At 62.4% G+C, this 21909-nt stretch carries 12 protein-coding genes and 2 tRNA genes; 10 read left to right on the forward strand and 4 right to left on the reverse strand.

The genetic code is table 11. The features are described 5' to 3' along the window. Positions 1 to 181 precede the first annotated feature (181 nt). The 8 genes from ACO2Q9_RS07995 (at position 182) to ACO2Q9_RS08030 (ending at position 14831) form a co-directional block, all read left to right on the forward strand. A tRNA-Cys gene (locus ACO2Q9_RS07995) sits at positions 182 to 255 on the forward strand. A gap of 64 nt (positions 256 to 319) precedes the next feature. After that, a tRNA-Leu gene (locus tag ACO2Q9_RS08000) sits at positions 320 to 412 on the forward strand. A 29-nt stretch (positions 413 to 441) separates the two neighbouring features. After that, on the forward strand, positions 442 to 1080 hold the full coding sequence (locus tag ACO2Q9_RS08005) for a DUF6806 family protein (RefSeq protein WP_423310038.1): 639 nt from the start codon (positions 442 to 444) through the stop codon (positions 1078 to 1080). Between the two features lie 58 nt (positions 1081 to 1138). Continuing rightward, positions 1139 to 2452, forward strand: a complete 1314-nt coding sequence (locus ACO2Q9_RS08010) for an MFS transporter (RefSeq protein ID WP_423310040.1) — start codon at positions 1139 to 1141, stop codon at positions 2450 to 2452. Positions 2453 to 2544: 92 nt separating this feature from the next. Further along, positions 2545 to 3312: a response regulator transcription factor gene (locus tag ACO2Q9_RS08015; RefSeq protein WP_423310042.1), complete on the forward strand. Its 768-nt coding sequence runs from the start codon at positions 2545 to 2547 to the stop codon at positions 3310 to 3312. A gap of 338 nt (positions 3313 to 3650) precedes the next feature. Continuing rightward, positions 3651 to 10532: a DUF7507 domain-containing protein gene (locus ACO2Q9_RS08020; RefSeq protein ID WP_423310044.1), complete on the forward strand. Its 6882-nt coding sequence runs from the start codon at positions 3651 to 3653 to the stop codon at positions 10530 to 10532. A gap of 14 nt (positions 10533 to 10546) precedes the next feature. Further along, positions 10547 to 13759, forward strand: coding sequence for a hypothetical protein (locus ACO2Q9_RS08025; protein WP_423310046.1), 3213 nt, complete (start codon positions 10547 to 10549; stop codon positions 13757 to 13759). 7 nt (positions 13760 to 13766) lie between these two features. After that, complete coding sequence (locus tag ACO2Q9_RS08030; protein ID WP_423310048.1) at positions 13767 to 14831, forward strand: OmpA family protein; 1065 nt, start codon at positions 13767 to 13769, stop codon at positions 14829 to 14831. 15 nt (positions 14832 to 14846) lie between these two features. On the opposite strand, the gene murI is transcribed toward ACO2Q9_RS08030, so the two are convergent. Together murI and ACO2Q9_RS08040 are read right to left on the reverse strand one after the other, a co-directional pair. Further along, positions 14847 to 15620 carry a glutamate racemase gene (gene murI / locus ACO2Q9_RS08035; protein ID WP_423310050.1) on the reverse strand — a complete coding sequence of 258 codons (774 nt, stop codon included), beginning with the start codon at positions 15618 to 15620 and terminating at the stop codon, positions 14847 to 14849. Positions 15621 to 15629: 9 nt separating this feature from the next. Next, the gene (locus tag ACO2Q9_RS08040; protein WP_423310052.1) at positions 15630 to 17180 is read right to left on the reverse strand and encodes a fumarate hydratase; all 1551 of its coding nucleotides are present in this window, start codon (positions 17178 to 17180) and stop codon (positions 15630 to 15632) included. Positions 17181 to 17325: 145 nt separating this feature from the next. Between ACO2Q9_RS08040 and fumC the strand changes: the two genes are divergently transcribed. Next, positions 17326 to 18711, forward strand: a complete 1386-nt coding sequence (gene fumC, locus ACO2Q9_RS08045; RefSeq protein WP_423310054.1) for a class II fumarate hydratase — start codon at positions 17326 to 17328, stop codon at positions 18709 to 18711. Positions 18712 to 18724: 13 nt separating this feature from the next. Here the strand turns inward: fumC and ACO2Q9_RS08050 are convergent, their stop codons facing one another. Continuing rightward, positions 18725 to 19333, reverse strand: coding sequence for a TIGR00645 family protein (locus ACO2Q9_RS08050; RefSeq protein ID WP_423310056.1), 609 nt, complete (start codon positions 19331 to 19333; stop codon positions 18725 to 18727). 187 nt (positions 19334 to 19520) lie between these two features. On the opposite strand from ACO2Q9_RS08050, the gene acs reads away from it, so the two are divergent. Continuing rightward, positions 19521 to 21518, forward strand: a complete 1998-nt coding sequence (gene acs, locus ACO2Q9_RS08055) for an acetate--CoA ligase (protein ID WP_423310058.1) — start codon at positions 19521 to 19523, stop codon at positions 21516 to 21518. Between the two features lie 72 nt (positions 21519 to 21590). Here acs and ACO2Q9_RS08060 read toward each other — a convergent pair whose 3' ends face one another. Then, positions 21591 to 21902 (reverse strand): c-type cytochrome, encoded by a 312-nt coding sequence (locus tag ACO2Q9_RS08060; RefSeq protein WP_423310060.1) that lies wholly within the window; start codon positions 21900 to 21902, stop codon positions 21591 to 21593. Positions 21903 to 21909 lie beyond the last annotated feature (7 nt).

Here is a 21909-nt window from a genome sequence, read left to right on the forward strand (position 1 = left end):
GGCGAAAAACAAGGCTATAATTGAGTTCTTCACTAATCACCACAGTGGAGAAAGTGATTGGGAAACAGAGACTTAGCGCTCTAATGCATGACTCGTTTCCCGCTCCAGATTTGAAGGGCCCGACCCTTCCATGCAAAAAGGGAAGTCCATACTTCCCTTTTTTCTTGAAAGCGACGGATCTGGCGCGATAGCAAAGCGGTTATGCACCGGATTGCAAATCCGTGTAGGTCGGTTCGACTCCGGCTCGCGCCTCCAGGTTACAGCCCCGCCAACCCTGTTGTCGGGGCTGTTTTGTTTCACAATGCCGCTACCGTGCACCGCCTCGATGGTGAAATTGGTAGACACAGCGGACTTAAAATCCGCCGCTTTCCCGCGAGGGGGCGTACCGGTTCGATTCCGGTTCGAGGCACCATATCCGGTGAGGCAAAAAAGGTCAGACATATGTCCAGCAGCTACGAGGCCCCTTTCGAGATCCACGTTCATGGCGATGTGCCGTTGCGCGCGGACGTGCAATACGAGCAGATCCAGGACGCTTTGAAGCCGCTGTGGAAATATGCGGGCGCCCGCTCGCTGGCCGATGGCGCTGGCAGCGTGTATGAAGAAGAGCCCGGCATCCAGTTCCATACCGAGAAGCATCTGCTCCAGATGTGCTGGACAGTCGGTGGCGACGAAGACTTCCGCCAGTCGCTCGACGACATGTGCATGAGCCTGAACGAACTGGCCGAGCAGGGTGCTGCGATCGAAGTCACGTTCTACGACGCCCAGTACGACGAGGAAGACGAAGACGCCGGACGCGATTCGCGCGACGACTTCGTCATGCTGTTCGTCGGCCCCACGCCCGCAGCCATCATGCAGGTGCAGCGTGACCTGCTGGTCCAGGACGTGGTGCATCTCATGGAACGCCACTTCGACGGAGCGGAGCTGGGCGGCGTGGTCGGCGAGATCGACAAGTTGTTCAGCCAACGCTTCGACGACCTCGTCAGCTCGCTCGAACTCGGCAAGCCTCCGCGCGGTCCCGGTAGCGGCCCGGGCAACCCGGGCCATGGCGGCGGTGGCCGCAGGCCGCGTCATCTCCACTGAACGTCTTCTTGGCGTCTGACGCCTCGGCTATGCTGTGCTCCTCATCAGGAGACGCAGCATGGCGCTTTTTTCGCAGGATGCACTGAACCCCGGCGTTCGCAAGCGCGAAGTCTTTGGCTGGGCGATGTACGACTTCGCGAACTCCGGCTACACCACCGTCGTACTCACCGCTGTTTTCGCCGCGTACTTCGTGGGCGGCATCGCGCAGAAAGCCGAATGGGCCACGTTCGCGTGGACGCTGGCCCTCAGCATCTCCTACGCCATCGTCATCCTGACCATGCCGAGCATCGGTGCCTATGCCGACCTGCGCGCCGCGAAGAAGCGGTTGCTGATGCTGTTCACCATCGGCTGTGTGCTGGCCACGGCCGCACTGGCACTGACACCGCGCTTCAGCGGCGTGTCAGGTGTCGCAGTCGCCATGGTGCTCATCATCATTTCCAACGTCTTCTTCACTTATGGCGAGTCGTTGACAGCGGCGTTCCTGCCCGAGCTTGCAAAACCCGATGCCTTGGGCAAGGTCAGTGGCTGGGGCTGGGGCTTCGGGTATTTCGGCGGCATGCTGTCCCTGGGGCTGAGCCTTGGTTACGTGCTGTGGGCGCAATCGCAAGGCCTGCCTGCCAGCCACTTCGTTCCCGTGACGATGCTCATCACCGCCACCATCTACGGGCTTGCTGCCGTCGTCACGTTCCGTCTGCTGGGCGAGCGCGCCGTACCCAACCCGAATGCATTGCAAACGAGCGGCCTCAAGGCATCGCTGAAGCAACTGCAGAACACCTTCAGGCAGGCTCGACGCTACAAGGACTTCATGTGGCTGATGGCCTGCGCCGTGTTCTACCAGGGCGGCGTTGCCGTCGCCATCACGCTTGCCGCCATATACGCGGAAGCCGTCATCGGCTTCAAGCAGCAGGAAACGATGGTGCTGATCTTCGTGCTCAACTTCGCGGCAGCGGGCGGCGCTTTTGCCTTCGGCTACTGGCAGGACCGCATCGGCCACAAGCTGGCCCTCGGCATCACGCTGGTGGGCTGGATCGCCACCTGCGTCATCGCAGCTGCCGCCACGACAAAGGGACACTTCTGGTGGGCCGCCACCATCGCCGGCCTCTGCATGGGCTCCAGCCAGTCCGCCGGGCGTGCACTCGCGGGCATGTTCGCTCCCCCGAAGCAGCTGGCCGAGTTCTACGGGCTGTGGACCTTTGCGATCCGGCTGGCGAGCATCATCGGCCCATTGAGTTACGGCGTCATCACCTGGGCCACCGGCGGCAACCAGCGGTTGGCCATTCTTTCGACAGCGGGTTTGTTCGCCATGGGGCTTGTGCTGCTGCGCTTTGTCGATGTCGCACGCGGCCGGGCCGCAGCCAGCGGCGCCATGTAAGAGGCGTACCGGCGAGCAGGCGAGGCGGCATGATGCCCCGCATTGTGTGAAGAATTCTCAATTTTCAGCGCACTTACCCGCCCGGTTGACGATTGTTGACATTTGCCGCCTTCAAGCTGCAGGGGGCTGGCCGCATCATCCGTGCCATTCCAATTTCCATGGTGACGCGGATTATGAGCAGTCAATATCGGATTCAGACTTCGCTGATCAGCGCAGACGCGCTTCTGTGCCAGAAGATTTCACGGGGGCTGGGCGAAAACGGCCGCGTACCCGAAACGCACGGTAGCGTAGCCTGCTTCCAGAGGACAAGGCAACCCAGCGAGTGCCGGATCGTCGTGCTCGATGCGGATCTTCCCGACGACACGGCATTCGAGCTCATGGCGCAGCTGCGCTCATCAGGCAACATCGGAATCATTCTTCTCTCTAACCAGAATTCAGTCGCGCAGCGCGTGCGCGCCATGGCTGCAGGCGCAGACATCTGCCTGGGCAAGCAGCCCGTGGACATGCTGGAAATCAGCGCGGTCATCGACGCACTGGAACGTCGACTGGCAGAGCAGCAACCCGCACCACCGCAAAGTCAATGGCATCTGTCCAACGGCGGCTGGGTGCTGAACGACGCACAGGGCGCCAAGGTGGAGCTCACCAGACTCGAACGCGCCTTCATCTCCTGCCTCTTTGAAAATCTTTATGAGCCGGTCAGCCGCGAGAAGCTCATTGCTGCAATCGGCGGAGATCCTTATGAGTATGCGCCGCACCGCATCGATGTTCTGGCAAGCCGCTTGCGGCGAAAGGCTTCGCGACATGGTGTGACGCTTTCCTTGCGGTCTGTGAGAGGAACCGGATATGCATTGACTGCCTGATCTTCTTCAGATCTGAAGCAAAGTTTTCGAGGAATCGCGTGCATTGGCCTTTGGCCGATGCACGCGATTTTCATTTGTTAAATCAATTTCTTTCCCGAGAGGTTTTGCAAGAAATCGAGAGAAAAGCGCAATGAATCTTTGATTGCCAATCCCCAGAATTCCGGCCATCTCAGTAAAGGACCGTCCAAGCGAGACCGGAAGGTCATGACTTGGCAAGACAGGCAAGGAACCAGGGTATGGAAACTCCAGACAATCAATCGCCAGCCTCCTCAAGGGGCTGGATCCTAGCTGGCCACCGTTTGAGGGAGAGAGCCAGATGCATGCTCCAACGAGGGGCAATGCTTGCTTCTGCACTCCTCCTTCTTGTCTCGGCGCCTGCATTTGCGCAGAACACCATCCTTGTCAGCAAGGCATTCGGTACGACGTCCATCGTTCCTGCCAGCTCGACCAGCATGACCATCACGCTGGAAAACACGGATGCGGCTGGACCGCAGACAAATCTTGCTTTCACCGACACTTTCCCGGCCAATCTGAGTTGGACGTCCATCACCTCCAACAGTTGTGGTGGAACCTTGTCGCCGGCTTCAGGGCCTGCGACCTCGTTGTCTTTGACCGGCGGCTCGATTCCCCCTGCGACGGCCGGGGGTCCGACCTCCTGTCAGATCGTTGTCCAGGTCACTTCCAACGTTTCCGGTGGAAAGACAAACGCAATTGCCGCGGGCGCCGTCACTGCGTCAGTCAACGGCTCTGCCACGCAGAACGGTACAGGGGCCGCAGCCACACTCCTTGTGGCGGCCTCGCAGCGCCTTCTTACTTACAAGAGCTTCACGCCATCGACGATCGCTGTCAGCGAGTCGTCGATGATGGAAGTGACGCTCGTCAATCCAAATGCGTTTGCCGTCACTGGCCTCAGCCTGTCCGATATCTTTGCGACGGATGTCACGCGGACGCCGGCGGGTGCTGGAACGCTGGTCATTGCCGCGGGCTCGGTTACCAACAACTGCGGTGGCACTTTGACGGCAACGCTGGGCTCGGGTAGCGTTGTCCTTTCGGGTGGCGCATTGCCTGCGGGGGGCAACTGTTCCATCAGGGTGCCTGTTCGGGCAACGGCGGAGGGGTTGTATACGAACACCATTCCGACAGGGCGCACAACCACCGATCAGGGACCGGGCACGGACGGTGCTGGCAGCAGCGCACAACTGGCGGCGCAGAACGGCCTCGCGATCAGCAAAGCCAGTGGCTTGGGCGCGGTCAACAGCGGTGTGGTTCTCGGGCAGACGGCGACTTCCAGCTGGACCCTCTTCAACCCGTACAGCCAAGCGGTCAATGGCGTCTCGTTTGTCGACAACTTTCCGGATGCGAACGGAAACAGCATTCTCGACTACCGGGTGACCGGTGCAGGCAGTTTTTCTTTCTCTGCGGGTTGTGGCGGAGCAGCGAGTGGAACGGTTCTTCCGGGCGGCGCTGGCATCTCTGTTTCCGGGATCTCTATGGCTTCTGGTGGGACGTGCACGTTCTCACTCAACTCGGTACTGGCCAACGACGCTGTCGTTGGCAGCACGAATCGCGTACCGGTTGGGGCTGTTACCGGAACGCTGACTGACGGCACGCCTGTCACCAACTCCACTGAGGCCACCTGGACGCACACGATTCTTCCAATTGATACGGCTTTCGAATTGCGATCGATCAAGTACTCGGTGAACCCTCTGGGGCAATGGCTCACATATCCGGACTCCAACGTCATCGATCCTGGTGGCAAGGCCAAGTACCTCATCATGCTGCGGAACGGGAACGGCTTCTCTGCCACCGGCGGTACTTTCGTCGATACCTTCCAGCCGACGACGACCGAGGGAATTGCCAGCGACCTTGTGTTGGCGACGCCGCTTAACTATTCCTTTCTCAATTGTGGTGAACCTGGCAACACGTTCTTCAATGCTGCCAACGGATTTTCCACGCCGCCGGTGCCTCCAACATTGACACCGCACCCGTCGGGTAATGGCTTCACCGTTCAGAACCTGAGTGTTCTCGGCCAATCCGAAGACGGACAAGTGAATGGGACCATCAACTGCTTTATCCAGGTGGAGGTGACCGCAACATCCATTGGGCGGCACCGCAACCTCATTTCTCCCGCAAGCGGATCGGGATTCCGGCCTTCGATTGCTCCCGCGGGTACACCTGGGAACGGCATTACCACCATCACCCCCGGTGCTGATCTGGCGACGGTTGCCGTACGGGGGCCACTGCGGGTTGCCAAGTCATTCTCCCAAGCTCTCGTGGCAAACAACACAGGCATCAACCGATTGACGGTGACTGTCAGCAATTCGAGCACGGCTGCCCTTCAGAACCTCGCGTTCATTGATCAGATGCCTCTGTTCAACGGTGACGTTTACATGCGTGTGGCAGCCGTTCCGAATATCGTCAACACATGTGGTGGAACGATTGGCATCGACTCCGGCATCTATCGCAATTCCTTCACGCTTTCTGGCGGTACCGTGCCGGCACAAGCAGGTGGCGTAGACGGCACGTGCTCTGTTTCCCTCGATGTCCTCAGCATTGTCTATGAGCCGAATGGATATCCCGGCGCAGACTGGAATCACGGGGGCACTTTCCCAGGCCCGAACAAAATCAGTACCGGGGCGGTAACCGCGACCGTCGCGGGAAGCGGGGTTCAGGTATCGAATGCGGACGCCGCTGAGGCAGGCTTCCGTTCGCTTGCCTTGTCCATATCGGCGACAAAGGCCTTCAATCCTTCCACCATCCTTGGCGGCGGTACTTCCGATCTCACGATCACGGTGACCAACCCCTACGCAGGGGCTGAGGGTGCCTTGACGAACATTTCCGTGACGGACAACCTTCCCTCAGGAATGATCGTTGCCGACCCTGTGGTGAAGAGCACCACTTGCGCGCCCGGCGTTGGGGGCACGGTTGTCGTGACTGCGAATGCGCTGGGCAATACGGTCAGCATGACCGGTGCCCAGCTTGCGGGTGGAGCGAGCTGTACCGTCACTGTGCGTGTCACGGCTCTCCAGACCGGCACACTTGTCAACACGCTGCAAGTGGGGGATGTGCGCTCTTCCAATGGCGCCACGACGGCCACGCCTTTCAGCGCAAACCTCGTGGTGCAACCGCGTGTCGGCGTGGAGAAGCGGTTCATTCCGAATCGCATCCCGGTCGGTGGCACGAGTGAGCTCGAGATCCGCGTCTACAACGCCAATGGCGCGCCTGCCAACAACATCAGCATCACCGACAACATGCCGACGCAGATCCGTGTGGCGTCGCCGGTGACGATCGTGCAACCCGTTGCCGGTACGAACTGCTCGGGTCTGAACGTCAACGCGCCCGCAGGCGGCAACACCATCACGAGCACTGGTTTGACATTGCCGGCATTCAGCGAATGCCGCTACCGCGTCCGCGTGACGTCGGATGTCGTCAGCGCCGCACCGCACTGGGTCAACACGATTCAGCCGACGGATGTGAGCAGCCTGGAAGGTGGCATCTACACGGCGGATGCGACAGACGAGCTAGAAGTCTACGCCGCACCGGTTGTTGCCAAATCATTCAGTGCTTCGGCAATTGATATGTCGCAGACTTCGGTGCTTACGCTGCGTGTAACCAATCCGTCTACGGGCGGTGCGCCAATGACCAATGTGGCGCTGGTCGACAACCTTCCGGGGGGCATCGTCGTCGCGGCAACGCCCAATCTGGTGACGGTTGGCGCATGCGCCTCGGGTACGGTCAATGGTGCGACTGCTGGCTCTACGAGTGTGGGCTGGTCCGGCGGCACGCTCGCTGCAGGTCAGTTCTGTGAAATCCAGGTGGCAATCCGTGGAACTGCGGTTGGCAACTACACCAACACACTGCCGGCGTGCGACCTGTCGGCAACACCTCCTGTCGCCGGGACTTCTGCTGCTGCGACCGCGACGTCCTCCGGCACGACCGTCTGCAACATTGATGCTGCGACCGCGCCGATCCAGGTGGTCAACAACCCCCCAACCCTCATCCTGCGCAAGACGACGACAGGCGGCGTGGGCGGCCCCTTCGGCTTCACGCTGACGAACACTGCGCAAACCACGGGCTCTGCGAGCACTGCGGCGGCGGGCGCCGCTGTTCAGGTGGATGCCGATACGGGCATAGCCGGTGTTCAGGCTTTCAATGTGGTCGCGACTGGTACAGCCGTGACGATCAACGAGTCTTCGCTGCCCGCCGGCTGGGCCGTGCAGTCCGCCACCTGCGCCAACACAGGTGGTACGACGGTCGGTTCGCTCTCGGGCTCCACCTATACCATTCCTGCTGCCAGCGTTGTCACAGGTGATGTGCTGACATGTGATTTCGTGAACCGCGCGCCCGCGCCGGCCATCCAGGTCACCAAGTCTTCTGCCATCACCACGGATGTGGGCGCAGTTGGCCTTCTCGATGCAGGCGATGTCATCACCTACACGGTGGTGGTGACCAACACCGGCAATGTGACCCTGAGCAACCTGGCTGTCACGGACGTTTTCAATGGTGGTGCGCCGACCACGCTCACGTGTCCGTCCACCACGCTCACGACCAGTGCACCCGGCAACACCGTCACGTGCAATACCTACACCCATACCGTGACGCAGGCTGAGGTGGACGCCGGTGCACCACTGGTGAACGTGGCCACCGCCACGGCACGCGACCCTGCCAATACCGTTGTGACCGACGACGACACCCGTACGCTGAATGTACTGGCAGGTGCTCCGTCGTTCACGCTGGACAAGCGCGCGGTGTCGGGCTTCCCATATGCGAACGTCGGCGACGTCGTCAATTACGAGTACGAAGTCCGCAACACCGGCAACGTGACCCTGAGCAATCTGGTCGTCGCCGATGACCGCATCCCCGCGGGTGCTGCGTGCCCGGTGACGACGCTGGCCCCGGCTGTCAGCACCATCTGTACCGCAAGCTACACGGTGACGGCGGCGGACATCATTTCCGGCTCCGTGACCAACATTGCGACCGCAACGGTCACGCCTCCGACCGGCACCTTGCCACCCGTGACCGACACCGTCACGGTGACGTCCGTGTCCTCGCCCGACCTCGTCGTGAGCAAGACCCACGCACCCATCGAGTTCACGGCGGGTCACCCGGGCAGCATCACGTTGAACGTGGGCAACCTGCGCAACGTGGCGACCTCCGGCATCGTGACGGTGACGGACACGCTCCCTGCGGGACTGACTGTGGCGGCCGATGGCTTCACTGGTGTGAATCCGATGTGGTCGTGTTCTGGCCAGGGTACGGCTGTGGCGACGTGTACAACGACGACCGTCATTCCGGCAAACACACCGCTGGCAGGCTCGCCGTTCAGCATCACTTTCGGTGTCAATGTTGCTGCAGGCCTGAACGGCACGCTGGTGAACAACGTGACCGTCAGCGGCGGCAGCGAGCTTCCCGTGTTCGTGACGCCGGGCAACCGCGCCACCAATACGCCCGGTAACACCGACGCCGATCCGATCCTCATCAAGCTCCCCGGCTCGCTGGGTGGGCGTGTGTGGTTCGACAAGGGCGCTACCACCCGTGAATACGACGGATCAGACGCCACCCTCCAAGGCTGGCTCGTCACCGCCTACGACATGAGCAGTGGTGCGCCGAGACAGGTTGGAACCGCGACGACGGCGGCCGACGGCACCTATACGATCGAAGACCTCGTTGCCGACCAGCCGTACAAGATCGTCTTCCGCGATCCGCAGACGGGTGTGGCCTGGTCAGTGCCGGAGCCCAGCTGTACGGCGGGTGGCAATCAGGCCGGACTGCGCCTGTGGCCGCAGGAGCGTGGTGCGATCGAAGCGACGGTCACGGCCGGTGCGCGTACCGATTGCGCGAACCTTCCGGTCGATCCGAGTGGCGTGGTCTATGACTCCGCTGGCCGCAACGTGATTGCGAATGCCATCGTGACACTGAGCCCCGTGGGCGTCTGTACCGGCTTCGATCCCGCGCTGCACATCGTCAACGCGGGCCTGGGCGGCTACACCGTGAGTGGCAACAGCATCTCGATGCCGACCAACGTGCTGGGCATGTACCAGTTCTTCTTCACACCGGACTCGCCGGCTTCCTGCCAGTTCTCGCTGAGCATCGATCCTGCCTCGATTCCGAACCACAAGTTCGTCTCGACGTTCATTCCGCCATCTGGCGCGTTCACCGCAAGCTCAGGCTTGGGTACGCACCTGATCCAGCCCCAGGCGAGCGCGCCGGTCGGCCTGGAACCGACGACGTACCACCTGCTGCTGACCGTGGGCTCGGGCACCTGGGGCATCGTGCACAACCACATCCCTGTGGACCCGGCCAACGGCTTCGGGCTGGTGATCGCGAAGGTCGGATCGACGTCGGTGGTCGAAGTGGGCGACAGCCTCAAGTACACCATCCGCATCCGGAACAACAATGGTCCCGCCATTCTTCCGGGCGTGCAGGTCGATGACGTGTTGCCAGCCGGCTTCCGGTACATCCCGGGGACGGCGCGCCTCAACAACGCCACGCTGGCGGATCCTGCGGGCTCGCCCGGTCCGGCCCTGACGTTCTCCATCGGCAACGTGCCGGTCAATGTGGACTACGAGCTGACTTACAGGGTTCGTGTGGGTGTGGGTTCGCAGCAAGGCGACGGCATCAACCGCGCCCAGGCGCACTCCGGCCCCATTGTTTCCAACGTCTCGAAGTTCAAGGTCAAGGTGACCGGGGGCGTGTTCACCGACGAAGCCTGTCTGCTGGGCAAGGTTTACGTGGACACCAACGACAACCGTCTGCAGGACATCGAGGAACTTGGAGTTCCGGGAGTCCGGCTGTACCTGATCGACGGCACGAACTTCATCACGGACGTGGAAGGCAAGTACAGCTTCTGCGGCCTGCCCCCGCGCAGCAACGTGATCAAGGTCGATCCATCCACGCTGCCGCGAGGCGCAAGGCTGGTTCCTTCGAGCAACCGCAATCTGGGTGACGGCAACAGCCTGTGGCTGGACATCAAGCGCGGCGAACTGCACCGGGGCGATTTCATCATCGGAAATCCGACGGACTCCGTGCTCAACCAGGTGAAGGCCCGTCGCTCGCAAGGCGAAGTGTCTGCACCGCAAACCGAGAAGAAGACTGGACAGCCCGCCCTGGTGTTCGAGTCCCGCAAGGAGCCGCCGGTTACGCCGGCGACACCGAAGCAGGGCGTGAACAACACGGCTGACCAGCCCGTGCCCGAACCGCGGCACGAAGTCAGGCAGTGAGAGGGAGCCAGACGATGAAACGCTATCAATCCAAGAACCTGGGCCGCCAGAGCCTGATTGCGGTGGCGCTCGCCACCACATTCCCGATGACGGTACCGGCAGCATTCGCGCAGTCGGTCGTCATCGCCAACCCGAAAGATGCGGGGCTGCGCGAACTGCTCGATCGGCCGCTGACGGGTGAACTGCGCGTGCGCACCGGCGCGATCCGGCTCGAAGTTGCACGCAATGACATTCCCGCAGACGGTCAAACCCCGACGGAAGTGACGCTCAAGCTCTACGACGCGCGAGACAACCTCATGAAGGGGACGCAGTTCGTGACGCTGGAGGTCAGCGGTGGTCGCATCCAGCTGCCTCATGCGGATACGGACGAATCCGCTCCGGGGCGGATCGACGCCGATCGCGTCATGAAGGGCGTGCAATTCAAGGTGGTGGACGGCGTGGCGAAGTTCCTGCTGCTTGCGCCGCATGACCCGCAGGAAGTCACCATCCGTGCCATGGCCGGTGACGTCTATGTGCAGGGCAAGGTCAATTTCGTGCCCGAACTGCGCGACATGGTTGCCGTTGGCCTGGTCGAAGGCATCATCAACGTCAGCAAGTTCAAGTCGTCCGAATTGCATCCGGTGCGGCAGAACGACGGGTTCGAATACGAGCTCGAGCGTTGGTCCCGCGAATGGGACAACGGAAAGCGCCACGCAGGTGTCCGCACCGCGTTTTTCCTCAAGGGGAAGATCAAGGGCGACTACCTGCTGACGCTCGCCTACGATTCGGAAAAGGAAACGCGCAACCGCTTGTTCCGCGACATCAATCCGGACGAGTTCTACCCGGTGTATGGCGACAGTTCCATCGTTGGCTTCGACGCACGCACGTCGGACCGGCTGTACGTACGTGTAGACAAGAACCGCTCGTACCTGCTTTATGGTGACTTCACCACTGCCGATGGCTTCACCCAGGGCATCGGGCAAGGTGATACCGCACCGCTGGCGCTGCGCCAACTCGGCAACTACAGCCGCTCGGTAACCGGTGTGAAGCACCACTACGAAGCCGGGGGTATCACGACGAACGTCTTCGGCATGTACGACAGCGTCCGGCAGGTGATCGACGAGTTGCCGGGGCGCGGCGTGTCGGGCCCGTATTCGGTGAGCAACAACAACGGGTTGCAGAACACCGAGAAGGTCGAAATTCTCGTCCGTGACCGGAACCAGCCGAATGTCGTGCTGTCGGTCACGCCGATGACGCGATTCACCGACTATGTTTTCGAACCGTTCTCCGGACAGTTGTTGTTCACGCGTCCGATTCCGACCGTCGATGCCAACCTGAATCCGGTGTCGGTACGAGTGACCTACGAAGTGGATCAGGGCGGTGAGAAGTTCTGGACCATCGGGCTGGATGGACAGGCCCAGCTCAGCGAACGCGTGGAACTCGGCGGCTCGTATGTGCGCGAGGACAACCCCTTGGCGCCCTACCGCATGGGTAGCGCGAACGTGGGCGTCAAACTGGGTGAGAACACGTCCATCGTCGCGGAAATCGCACGCACCGACGGCACGGCCAACACCAACGGCATCAACAGCTTCTCGACCGCTGCAGGCACGCAGCCCGTGGGCGATGTTTCCGGCAATGCGGCACGCGTCGAGCTACGACACAAATCCGGGGCGGTGGAAGCGCGCGCCTATGCGATCAGGACGGATGACGGATTCAACAATCCTTCGTCGGGCCTGGCTGCCGGCCGCACCGAAGCCGGTGCCAAGGCGACTGGTGCCGTGACTGACGATACAAAGGTCTACGGCGAACTCCTGCATTCGCGGGATGATGTCAACGACGGACAGCGCAGCGCTGCGCAGGTGGGCGTGCGCCACCAGATCACCGACACGCTGGAAGCCGACATTGCGCTCAAGCGCGTGAAGGAAGACGGCAACGTCGGCTACACGCTGTCGAACGCCGCCAACACATCCATCGGATCGGTCGGCAATCCCAGTGGCGGCTTCTACAACCCCGGTGCCAATGCGGTCGATCCGCTGAGCGGTACCGCACTGATCAACGGACAGGCCTACAGCCCCACCTTGCAGGCCAACGCGATACCTCAGGATACGACCAGCGTGCGGGGTCGATTGACATGGCGACCGGGCGAGCCATGGGCGCTGTACGGTGAAGTCGAACGCGACGTCGAGGACAGCAACAAGCATCGATTCGCGGTGGGTGCCGATTACCAGTTCGCCGAACGCAGCAAGCTTTACGCGCGCTACGAAGACCAGACGGGCATGCAGTCGTACTATTCGCTGGACCCGGCGCAAAGCAGCAATGCGTTCATCGTCGGCGTCGATGCAGGGTTCTCGAACGAGGGTCAGGTCTACAGCGAGTACCGTCTGCGCGATGCCATCGGTGACAGACAGCTGCAGGCCGCCAACGGCGTTCGCAACACCTGGTCCGTTGCGGAAGGGGTGCGACTGCAGGCTGGCGCGGAACGCCTGAAGGTCTTCGATGGAGACGGCCAGTCATCCACGGCCCTCACGTTCGGTGTCGAGTACACGCCGAATCCGCTGTGGAAGGCGAGCGGACGGATCGAATGGCGCAAGCTCGATCCCTCCGCAGTGCTTGACGGGAACCAGGCGTGGCTTTCCACGGCCATGGTCGCACGCAAGCTTTCGCGCGACTGGACGCTGCTGGCCCGCAACTATCTCTACCTGCTTGACAACAGGACGACCGGCGATCAGCTGCAGGACCGTTTCCAGGTGGGGGTGGCTTACCGTGACACCGACACCAACCGCGTCAACGCGCTGGCGCGCTACGAGTACAAGCTCGAGCGCAACGATGCGCTGACCGAAAGCGAGGAGCGCAAGGTTCACATCTTCTCCACGCACGCCGACTACCACCCCCACAGGCAATGGTGGTACACCGGCCGGCTTGCCGGCAAGTATGTCGACGAGCGATTCGGTACCGTGCATGACTCGTATTCCGCCTTGCTCGCTTCGGGGCGCGTGACCTACGACGTCAATGACAAATGGGATGTGGGTGCCTTGGTCGCCACGCTGTACAGCCCGAAGTCCAGGACGAACCAATGGGCGTTCGGACTGGAGGCGGGCTATCAGGTGCAGCGCAACCTCTGGGTCTCGCTGGGCTACAACGTTGCCGGCTTCACCGATCGCGACCTGACGGCATCGGAGTACACCGCGCGCGGCCTGTACCTGCGCCTGCGCTTCAAATTCGACGAAACCCTCTTTGGCGGCAAGTGAGGCACGCATGAAAAACAGACGAACGATATCCGGCACTGTGAAAGCGGCCGTTGCAGGAGCCGTCGCCACGACATGCCTGGTCACGGCGGCGCAGACATCGGCGCCTTCTGCAGGTGGGCTGAAGGCCATCCTGTTCCCGCAGGTAGAGCGGATCAGTGACGAAGTCATTTACAAGGACCAGAAGACCTACGAAGCGCTGCAGGCCCGGCTGAATGCACAGAAGCAGGCCATCAAGGGCAGCGACTATGCGACGGCCAAGGCGCAGTGCTGGCTGGATGTGTCGTTCCACGAATACCACCGCAACGATCGCACGGACTTCCCGCAGGCTGCGCTGTCCGAGTCGGAAAAGATCGTCGCAGGCCTGGAGTCGGGGCAGAAGGCTGTGGGTCTGGACACGCCGTTGGTGGACGGAGCCCACCGACTCCGTGAAGACCTTTGGGCAAAAGCCAGCGATCTCAAGGGCGCGCGAGGATTCTCGTGCGCGGCGGCGGCGACTGGATGCCTCGAGGTTTATCTGGTCCAGGCAGGTCATGAACACCGCCAGTTCGAGATGAAGCGGCATACCGGCGAAATCATTGCGCAGGCGGAGGAGTTTGCTGCCGAGGCGAGGCGTCAGGCGGACAACTGTCCGCAACCTGTGAAGCCCCAGGCGGTGAAGCCGGTCCCGCCGGTTGCGGAAGAGATCATTGCCATCGAAGCAGACGCGCTTTTCCGGTTCGACAAGTACCAGACCGGCGACATGCTGACCGAAGGCCGCGCGAAGATCGATGAAGTGCTCGAAAAAGCGCGCGCCCAGTTCGTGCGGATCGACGGCATCCACCTGATCGGGCACACCGACCGCCTGGGCAGCGATGCCTACAACCAGCGCCTGTCCGAACGCCGTGCCGCCACGGTCAAGGCCTATCTGGTCCAGGGTGGCATGGCGGCCGGCACCATCACGACCGAAGGTCGCGGCGAGCGCGAGCCCGTCAAGACTTCCTGCGTCGGCGAAGTGGCGACACGTGCGTTGACCGAGTGTCTGCAGCCGAACCGGCGCGTGGAGTTCCGCTTCACCGGTGTGCGCAAGCCCTGAAGCCAGTGGGCCGGCTCAGGCCCATTGAGCCGCTGCCATTCGCTGCAGCGGCTCGATGGGACCACTGCTGAGCCACTGCACGCCGCCGGCCCCGCTCGAGCGGGCGAGGCCCGCCCCTCGAAGCAGGCGCGCGCATTGGCGTGCTACCGCGGGCCCCGGATGCACCAGTTGCACTTCGTCGGGCAACAGTTTCAGGAAGGTGTCCGCCGCAAAAGGGTAGTGCGTGCAGCCGAGTACGAGCGTGTCGATCTGTGCAGCACCGCTGCCGAACTTGCCCATGGCGTTCGTGTAGCGCTCGCACAGTTCCTGGACCAGGGGGGTCTGGCCGAGTTCGATGGCCTCGGCCAGTCCATCACACGGCTGAAGCACAAAGTGCGCCTCGGCCTTGAGACCGGCGTGCAGTGTGGCGAATTTGGCGCTGGCAAGCGTACCGCGTGTGGCCATGACCCCGATGCGTCGCGTGCGGGTCAGCGCAACGGCGGGCTTGAGTGCCGGCTCGACGCCAATCACGATCAGCGAGGGCCAGATGTCGCGCAACTGCTGTATGGCCGCTGCCGTCGCCGTGTTGCATGCAACCACCAGCGCCTTGATGCCGTGCGTCCCGATCAGGTCACCGGCAATCGCCGCGCAGCGTTCCTGGACGAAGCCTTCGTCGCGCTCCCCGTACGGCGCATTCGCGTTGTCTGCGTAGTAGATGAAATGCTCGTGCGGCAAAGCGGCGCGCAGCGCCGACAGGATGCTCAGGCCGCCGACGCCGCTGTCAAAGATTCCGATGGGCGCGTCGGTCATGAGCCTGTACTAAGCTGCAGCGACGGCGATGTTCTTGAACTCGCCGGTGGCGATACGTTTCTGCCATTCGGCCGGACCGGTGATGTGGGCGCTCGTGCCGCCTGCGTCGACGGCCACTGTCACCGGCATGTCGACCACGTCGAATTCGTAGATGGCTTCCATGCCGAGGTCCGCGAAGCCGAGTACCCTGGCAGTCTTGATCGCCTTGGACACGAGGTACGCAGCGCCACCCACGGCCATGAGATAGGCACTCTTGTGCTTCTTGATCGCCTCGATGGCAACCGGGCCGCGTTCGGACTTGCCGATCATCGCGATCAGGCCGGTCTGGGCCAGCATCATCTCGGTGAAGCCGTCCATGCGTGTGGCGGTGGTCGGGCCGGCGGGGCCGACGGCCTCGTCCTTCACCGGATCGACTGGACCCACGTAGTAGATGACGCGATTGGTGAAATCGACCGGTAGCTTCTCACCCTTGGCCAGCATGTCCTGGATGCGCTTGTGCGCCGCGTCGCGGCCAGTGAGCATCTTGCCGTTGAGCAGCAACGTGTCGCCCGGCTTCCAGCTGGCGACTTCTTCCTTCGTCAGCGTGTTCAGGTTGACCTTCTTGCTCTTGTTGTAGTCCGGCTTCCAGTCGATCTTCGGCCACAGGTCGAGCGAGGGGGCATCCAGGTACACCGGGCCCGAACCGTCCATGACGAAATGCGCATGGCGCGTGGCCGCGCAGTTGGGAATCATCGCCACGGGCTTGCTCGCCGCGTGTGTCGGGTACATCTTGATCTTGACGTCGAGTACCGTGGTCAGTCCGCCCAGGCCCTGCGCACCGATACCCAGCGCATTCACCTTCTCGTAGAGTTCGAGGCGAAGGTCTTCCACCTGCGTGAGCTTCTCGCCCTTCGACGCCTTGGCCTGCAGCTCGTACATGTCCAGGTCGTCCATCAGGCTTTCCTTGGCCATGAGCACGGCCTTCTCGGCGGTTCCGCCGATGCCGATGCCCAGCATGCCCGGCGGGCACCAGCCGGCGCCCATGGTCGGCACCGTCTTGAGCACCCAGTCGACCACCGAATCACCCGGGTTGAGCATGACCATCTTGCTCTTGTTCTCGCTGCCACCGCCCTTGGCCGCCACGGTGATGTCCAGCGTGTCGCCGGGTACCAGCTCGGTGAAGATGACGGCAGGCGTGTTGTCCTTCGTGTTCTTGCGCGCGAACTGCGGATCGGCCACGACCGATGCGCGCAAGGTGTTGTCCGGATGGTTGTAGCCGCGGCGCACGCCTTCGTTGATGGCGTCGTCCAGACTGCCGGTGAAGCCTTCCCAGCGTACGTTCATGCCGACCTTGAGGAACACGTTCACGATGCCGGTGTCCTGGCAGATCGGGCGCTGGCCGGTCGCGCTCATCTTGCTGTTGGTCAGGATCTGCGCGATCGCGTCCCGGGCTGCCGCCGATTGCTCGCGCTCGTAGGCTCGGGCCAGGTGGGCGATGTAGTCGGTGGGGTGGTAGTAGCTGATGTACTGCAGTGCAGCCGAGATGGACTCGATCAGGTCGTCCTGGTGGATGGTGGTCATGGCGTCGTGGGCTCTTTGCGGGCTTCGTGGGGCTTCGTGTGTGGCAACACCCATCAGATGAGAATTGCTTTTATTCGGGGCTATGCTTGCCAGTGTCCGGGCCAGGCTGTCCCCAGCCCGCTATTTTGACAGGTCAAGCCAAATCATGAAGACACGTACCGAGAAAGACACTTTCGGCCCGATCGAGGTGCCCGCCGACAAGTTGTGGGGCGCGCAGACGCAGCGTTCGCTGCAGAATTTCGACATCTCCACCGAGAAGCAGCCGCGCGAGATCATCCGTGCGCTCGCCCAGGTCAAGCGCGCTTCCGCCACCGTCAACCACGCGCTCGGCCTGCTCGACGCAAGGAAGAAGCAAGCCATCGTGGACGCCGCACAGGAAGTCATCGACGGCAAGCACCCCGACGAGTTCCCGCTGGTGGTCTGGCAGACCGGCTCCGGCACGCAAAGCAACATGAACCTCAACGAGGTGATCGCCAACCGTGCGAGCGAGCTGCTCGGCGGCGAGCGCGGGGAGGCCCGCCTGGTGCACCCGAATGACGACGTGAACAAGAGCCAGTCGTCCAACGACGTGTTCCCGACAGCGTCGCACGTGGCGGCGGTCGACGCGCTGACCAACAAGCTGCTGCCCGCCATCGACGTGCTGAAGAAAACGCTCATGCAAAAGGCGAAGGATTTCGACGACATCGTGAAGATCGGCCGGACCCATCTGCAGGACGCCACCCCGCTCACGCTGGGGCAGGAGATTTCCGGCTGGGCCGCGCAACTGGAGCACGGCAGCAGGCATGTGCGTGATGCACTGCCGCACCTGTACGAACTCGCCCTGGGCGGCACGGCGGTCGGCACCGGCCTTAATGCGCCCAAGGGCTACGCGGAAGGCGTGGCGAAGGAGCTCGCCAGCATCACCGGCCTGCCGTTCGTCACGTCGCCCAACAAGTTCGAATCGCTGGCGTCGCAGGACGCGCTGGTGCACGCGCACGGCGCGCTCAAGACGCTGGCCGCGAGCATGAACAAGATCGCCAACGACGTGCGCTGGCTCGCCAGCGGCCCGCGCAGCGGCATCGGCGAGATCACCATTCCCGAGAACGAGCCGGGCTCGTCGATCATGCCCGGCAAGGTCAACCCGACGCAGAGCGAAGCGGTGACCATGCTCGCCGCTCAGGTGTTCGGCAACGATGTCGCCATCAACATCGGCGGCGCGAGCGGCAACTTCGAGTTGAACGTGTTCCGTCCGGTCGTGGCGCACAACTTCCTGCAGAGCGTGCGCCTGCTCGCCGACGGAATCCTGAGTTTCGACAAGAACTGCGCCGTGGGCATCGAACCCAACCGTGAACGTATCACGGAACTGGTCGAGCGGTCATTGATGCTTGTGACGGCTCTGAATACGCACATCGGCTATGACAAGGCGGCCTATATCGCCAAGAAGGCGCACAAGGAAGGCACGAGCCTGCGCGAGGCGGCTGTTGCCTCGGGTCACGTGACGGGCGAGCAGTTCGACCAGTGGGTGGTGCCGGGCAACATGGTGGGCCGCTGAAGCGGGCGCGGTGTCAGTGCGGCTTGTTGCCGTAGGCGGTCGTCGACATCATCTTGTCGGTATAGGCGATGGCCATCGCCGAGAGCAGGAACGCGATGTGGATCACGGTCTGGGCGATCAACACCTTGTCGGTGTAGTTGTCCGCGTTGATGAAGGTCTTGAGCAGGTGGATCGAGCTGATGCCGATGATGGAGAGCGCCAGCTTCACCTTGAGCACCGAGGCGTTCACGTGGCTCAGCCACTCGGGCTGGTCGCGGTGGCCTTCGAGGTTCAGGCGCGAGACGAACGTCTCGTAGCCGCCGACAATGACCATGATCAGCAGGTTGGAGATCATGACCACGTCGATCAGCGCGAGCACCACCAACATGATGACCGTCTCGTTGAGCGAGGTGATGGGGGCTGTGGTCTTGTAGCCGATGCTGGTGATCAGCAGCTGAAGCGCTGCTTCGTTTCCGAATGCGGCTTCGACCAGATGCCATAGCTCTTTCAGGAAGTGCACCACGTACACGGCCTGCGCGGCGATCAGCCCGAGGTACAGCGGCAACTGCAGCCAACGGCTGGCAAAAATCAGGTTGGGAAGGGGGCGCAGGGGGGAAGATTTACCGGTTGCGGGATCGGTCATGACGGGCTCGATTCGAATACCTGGGGCGGCAGCGCGCATTGTAGGGCCAGCCCACGGGACGGGCCGGGTTTCCACTAGGTAGGATGCCACCATACTGTGTCAGTGGCTTGTAAGTGCCGACGCGGACATTACGCCGCAAAAGCGGGTTCAATACGGAAACCCGTACCCATAAACAGGAGACCGCAACATGAGTTCCTCTTCTTCCGCGATCGAATCGGTGCTGGTCGAGAACCGGGTGTTTCCCCCGGCCGATGCCGTGGTCAAGGCAGCCCGGATTTCCGGCATGGCCGCCTACGACGCGCTGTGTGCCGAAGCCGCGAAGGATTTCGAAGGTTTCTGGGCACGCCTGGCCCGCGAAAACGTCGTCTGGAAGAAGCCGTTCACCCGCACGCTCGACGAATCCAGTGCGCCGTTCTACAAGTGGTTCGACGACGGCGAACTCAATGCCAGCGCCAACTGCCTGGACAAGCACATCGGTACCCCCGTCGAGAACAAGACCGCCATCGTCTTCGAGGCCGATGACGGCGCCGTGACGCGGATCACCTACAAGGAACTGCTGGCCCGCGTGAGCCAGTTCGCCAATGCACTGAAGGCGCAGGGCATCCAGAAGGGCGACCGCGTCATCATCTACATGCCGATGACGGTGGAAGGCGTGATCGCCATGCAGGCGTGCGCGCGCATCGGTGCGACGCACAGCGTGGTGTTTGGCGGCTTCTCGGCGAAAGCGCTGCAGGAACGCATCATCGATGCCGGCGCGGTGGCCGTGATCACCGCCAACTTCCAGATGCGCGGCGGCAAGGAACTGCCGCTCAAGGCCATCGTGGACGACGGCATCGCACTGGGCGGCTGCGACACACTCAAGACCGTGCTGGTCTACATGCGTACTGCCACGGCCTGCAACATGGTCGCCGGTCGCGACAAGACGTTCGACGAGGTGCTCAAGGGGCAGGGCAGCGAGTGCGCACCGGAGTACGTCGGCGCCGAGCATCCGCTGTTCATCCTCTACACCTCGGGCTCCACGGGCAAGCCCAAGGGCGTGCAGCACTCCACCGGCGGCTACCTGCTGTGGGCCAAGCTGACGATGGACTGGACTTTCGACCTCAAGCCCGACGACGTGTTCTGGTGCACGGCCGACATCGGCTGGATCACCGGCCATTCGTATGTGGCCTACGGCCCGCTGGCGGCGGGCGCCACGCAGGTCATCTTCGAAGGCATTCCCACCTTCCCGCATGCGGGCCGTTTCTGGCAGATGATCGAGAAGCACAAAGTCACCATCTTCTACACCGCGCCGACGGCCATCCGCTCGCTCATCAAGGCGGCGGAAACCGACGAAAAAGTGCATCCGAAGAACTGGGACCTGAAGAGCCTGCGCATCCTCGGCTCGGTGGGTGAGCCGATCAACCCCGAAGCATGGATGTGGTACCACCGCCATGTGGGCGGCGAGCGTTGCCCCATCGTCGATACCTTCTGGCAGACGGAGACCGGCGGCCACGTCATCACGCCGCTGCCAGGCGCGACGCCGCTGGTGCCGGGCTCGTGCACGCTGCCGCTGCCCGGCATCATGGCTGCCATCGTGGACGAGACGGGCAACGACATTCCCAACGGCTCGGGCGGCATGCTGGTCATCAAGCGCCCCTGGCCGTCGATGATCCGCACCATCTGGGGCGATCCGGACCGCTTCAAGAAGAGCTACTTCCCGCCGGAGATGGGCGGCAAGATCTACCTTGCGGGCGACGGTGCGGTTCGCAGTGCCGACCGGGGTTACTTCCGCATCACCGGCCGCATCGACGATGTGCTGAACGTGTCGGGCCATCGCCTGGGCACGATGGAGATCGAATCGGCCCTCGTGTCCAAGACCGACCTGGTGGCCGAAGCTGCCGTGGTGGGCCGGCCGGACGATGTGACGGGTGAGGCCGTCTGCGCCTTCGTCGTGCTCAAGCGCGCGCGCCCCACGGGCGAGGAAGCGAAACAGATCGCCGCCGAGCTGCGCAACTGGGTCGCCAAGGAAATCGGCCCGATCGCCAAGCCCAAGGACATCCGCTTCGGCGACAACCTGCCCAAGACCCGCTCCGGAAAGATCATGCGCCGTCTGTTGCGCAGCATCGCCAAGGGTGAGGCCATCACGCAGGACACGTCGACGCTCGAAAACCCGGCGATCCTGGAGCAACTGGCCCAGACGAACTGAGCTTCCGGGGGACATCCAAAAAAGAAAGGCCGCATTGCTGCGGCCTTTCTCTGGATGGTTGAGTGACAGAACTTACTTCTGCCCCAGGATCCATGCAGACAGCTTCTTCGCGTCCGCTTCATTCACCTGCGGGTTGGCCGGCATGGGGATCGCGCCCCAGACGCCGGAGCCGCCCTTCATGATCTTGACGGCCAGCTTGTCTGCCGCGTCCTTCTGGTTGGCGTACTTCGCCGCGACGTCCTTGTACGAGGGGCCGACGAGCTTCTTGTCCACGGCGTGGCAGGTCATGCAATTCTTGGACGTGGCCAGCGCCTGATCGGCCAGGGCGGGCTGGGCAGTTGCCAAAGTGGCCAGCACAGAGAAAACCAGCGTGAGATGTTTCATTGGAATG

The organism is Variovorax sp. VNK109, assembly GCF_049445855.1.
Lineage (GTDB): Bacteria > Pseudomonadota > Gammaproteobacteria > Burkholderiales > Burkholderiaceae_C > JAGOCV01.

Coding starts and splice junctions, on each gene's coding strand:
- fumC (WP_423310054.1), top strand. CDS start 17,326: ATGAAGACACGTACCGAGAAAGACACTTTCGGCCCGATCGAGGTGCCC.
- ACO2Q9_RS08010 (WP_423310040.1), top strand. CDS start 1,139: ATGGCGCTTTTTTCGCAGGATGCACTGAACCCCGGCGTTCGCAAGCGC.
- acs (WP_423310058.1), top strand. CDS start 19,521: ATGAGTTCCTCTTCTTCCGCGATCGAATCGGTGCTGGTCGAGAACCGG.
- ACO2Q9_RS08005 (WP_423310038.1), top strand. CDS start 442: ATGTCCAGCAGCTACGAGGCCCCTTTCGAGATCCACGTTCATGGCGAT.
- ACO2Q9_RS08025 (WP_423310046.1), top strand. CDS start 10,547: ATGAAACGCTATCAATCCAAGAACCTGGGCCGCCAGAGCCTGATTGCG.
- ACO2Q9_RS08040 (WP_423310052.1), bottom strand. CDS start 17,180: ATGACCACCATCCACCAGGACGACCTGATCGAGTCCATCTCGGCTGCA.
- murI (WP_423310050.1), bottom strand. CDS start 15,620: ATGACCGACGCGCCCATCGGAATCTTTGACAGCGGCGTCGGCGGCCTG.
- ACO2Q9_RS08060 (WP_423310060.1), bottom strand. CDS start 21,902: ATGAAACATCTCACGCTGGTTTTCTCTGTGCTGGCCACTTTGGCAACT.
- ACO2Q9_RS08020 (WP_423310044.1), top strand. CDS start 3,651: ATGCTTGCTTCTGCACTCCTCCTTCTTGTCTCGGCGCCTGCATTTGCG.
- ACO2Q9_RS08050 (WP_423310056.1), bottom strand. CDS start 19,333: ATGACCGATCCCGCAACCGGTAAATCTTCCCCCCTGCGCCCCCTTCCC.
- ACO2Q9_RS08030 (WP_423310048.1), top strand. CDS start 13,767: ATGAAAAACAGACGAACGATATCCGGCACTGTGAAAGCGGCCGTTGCA.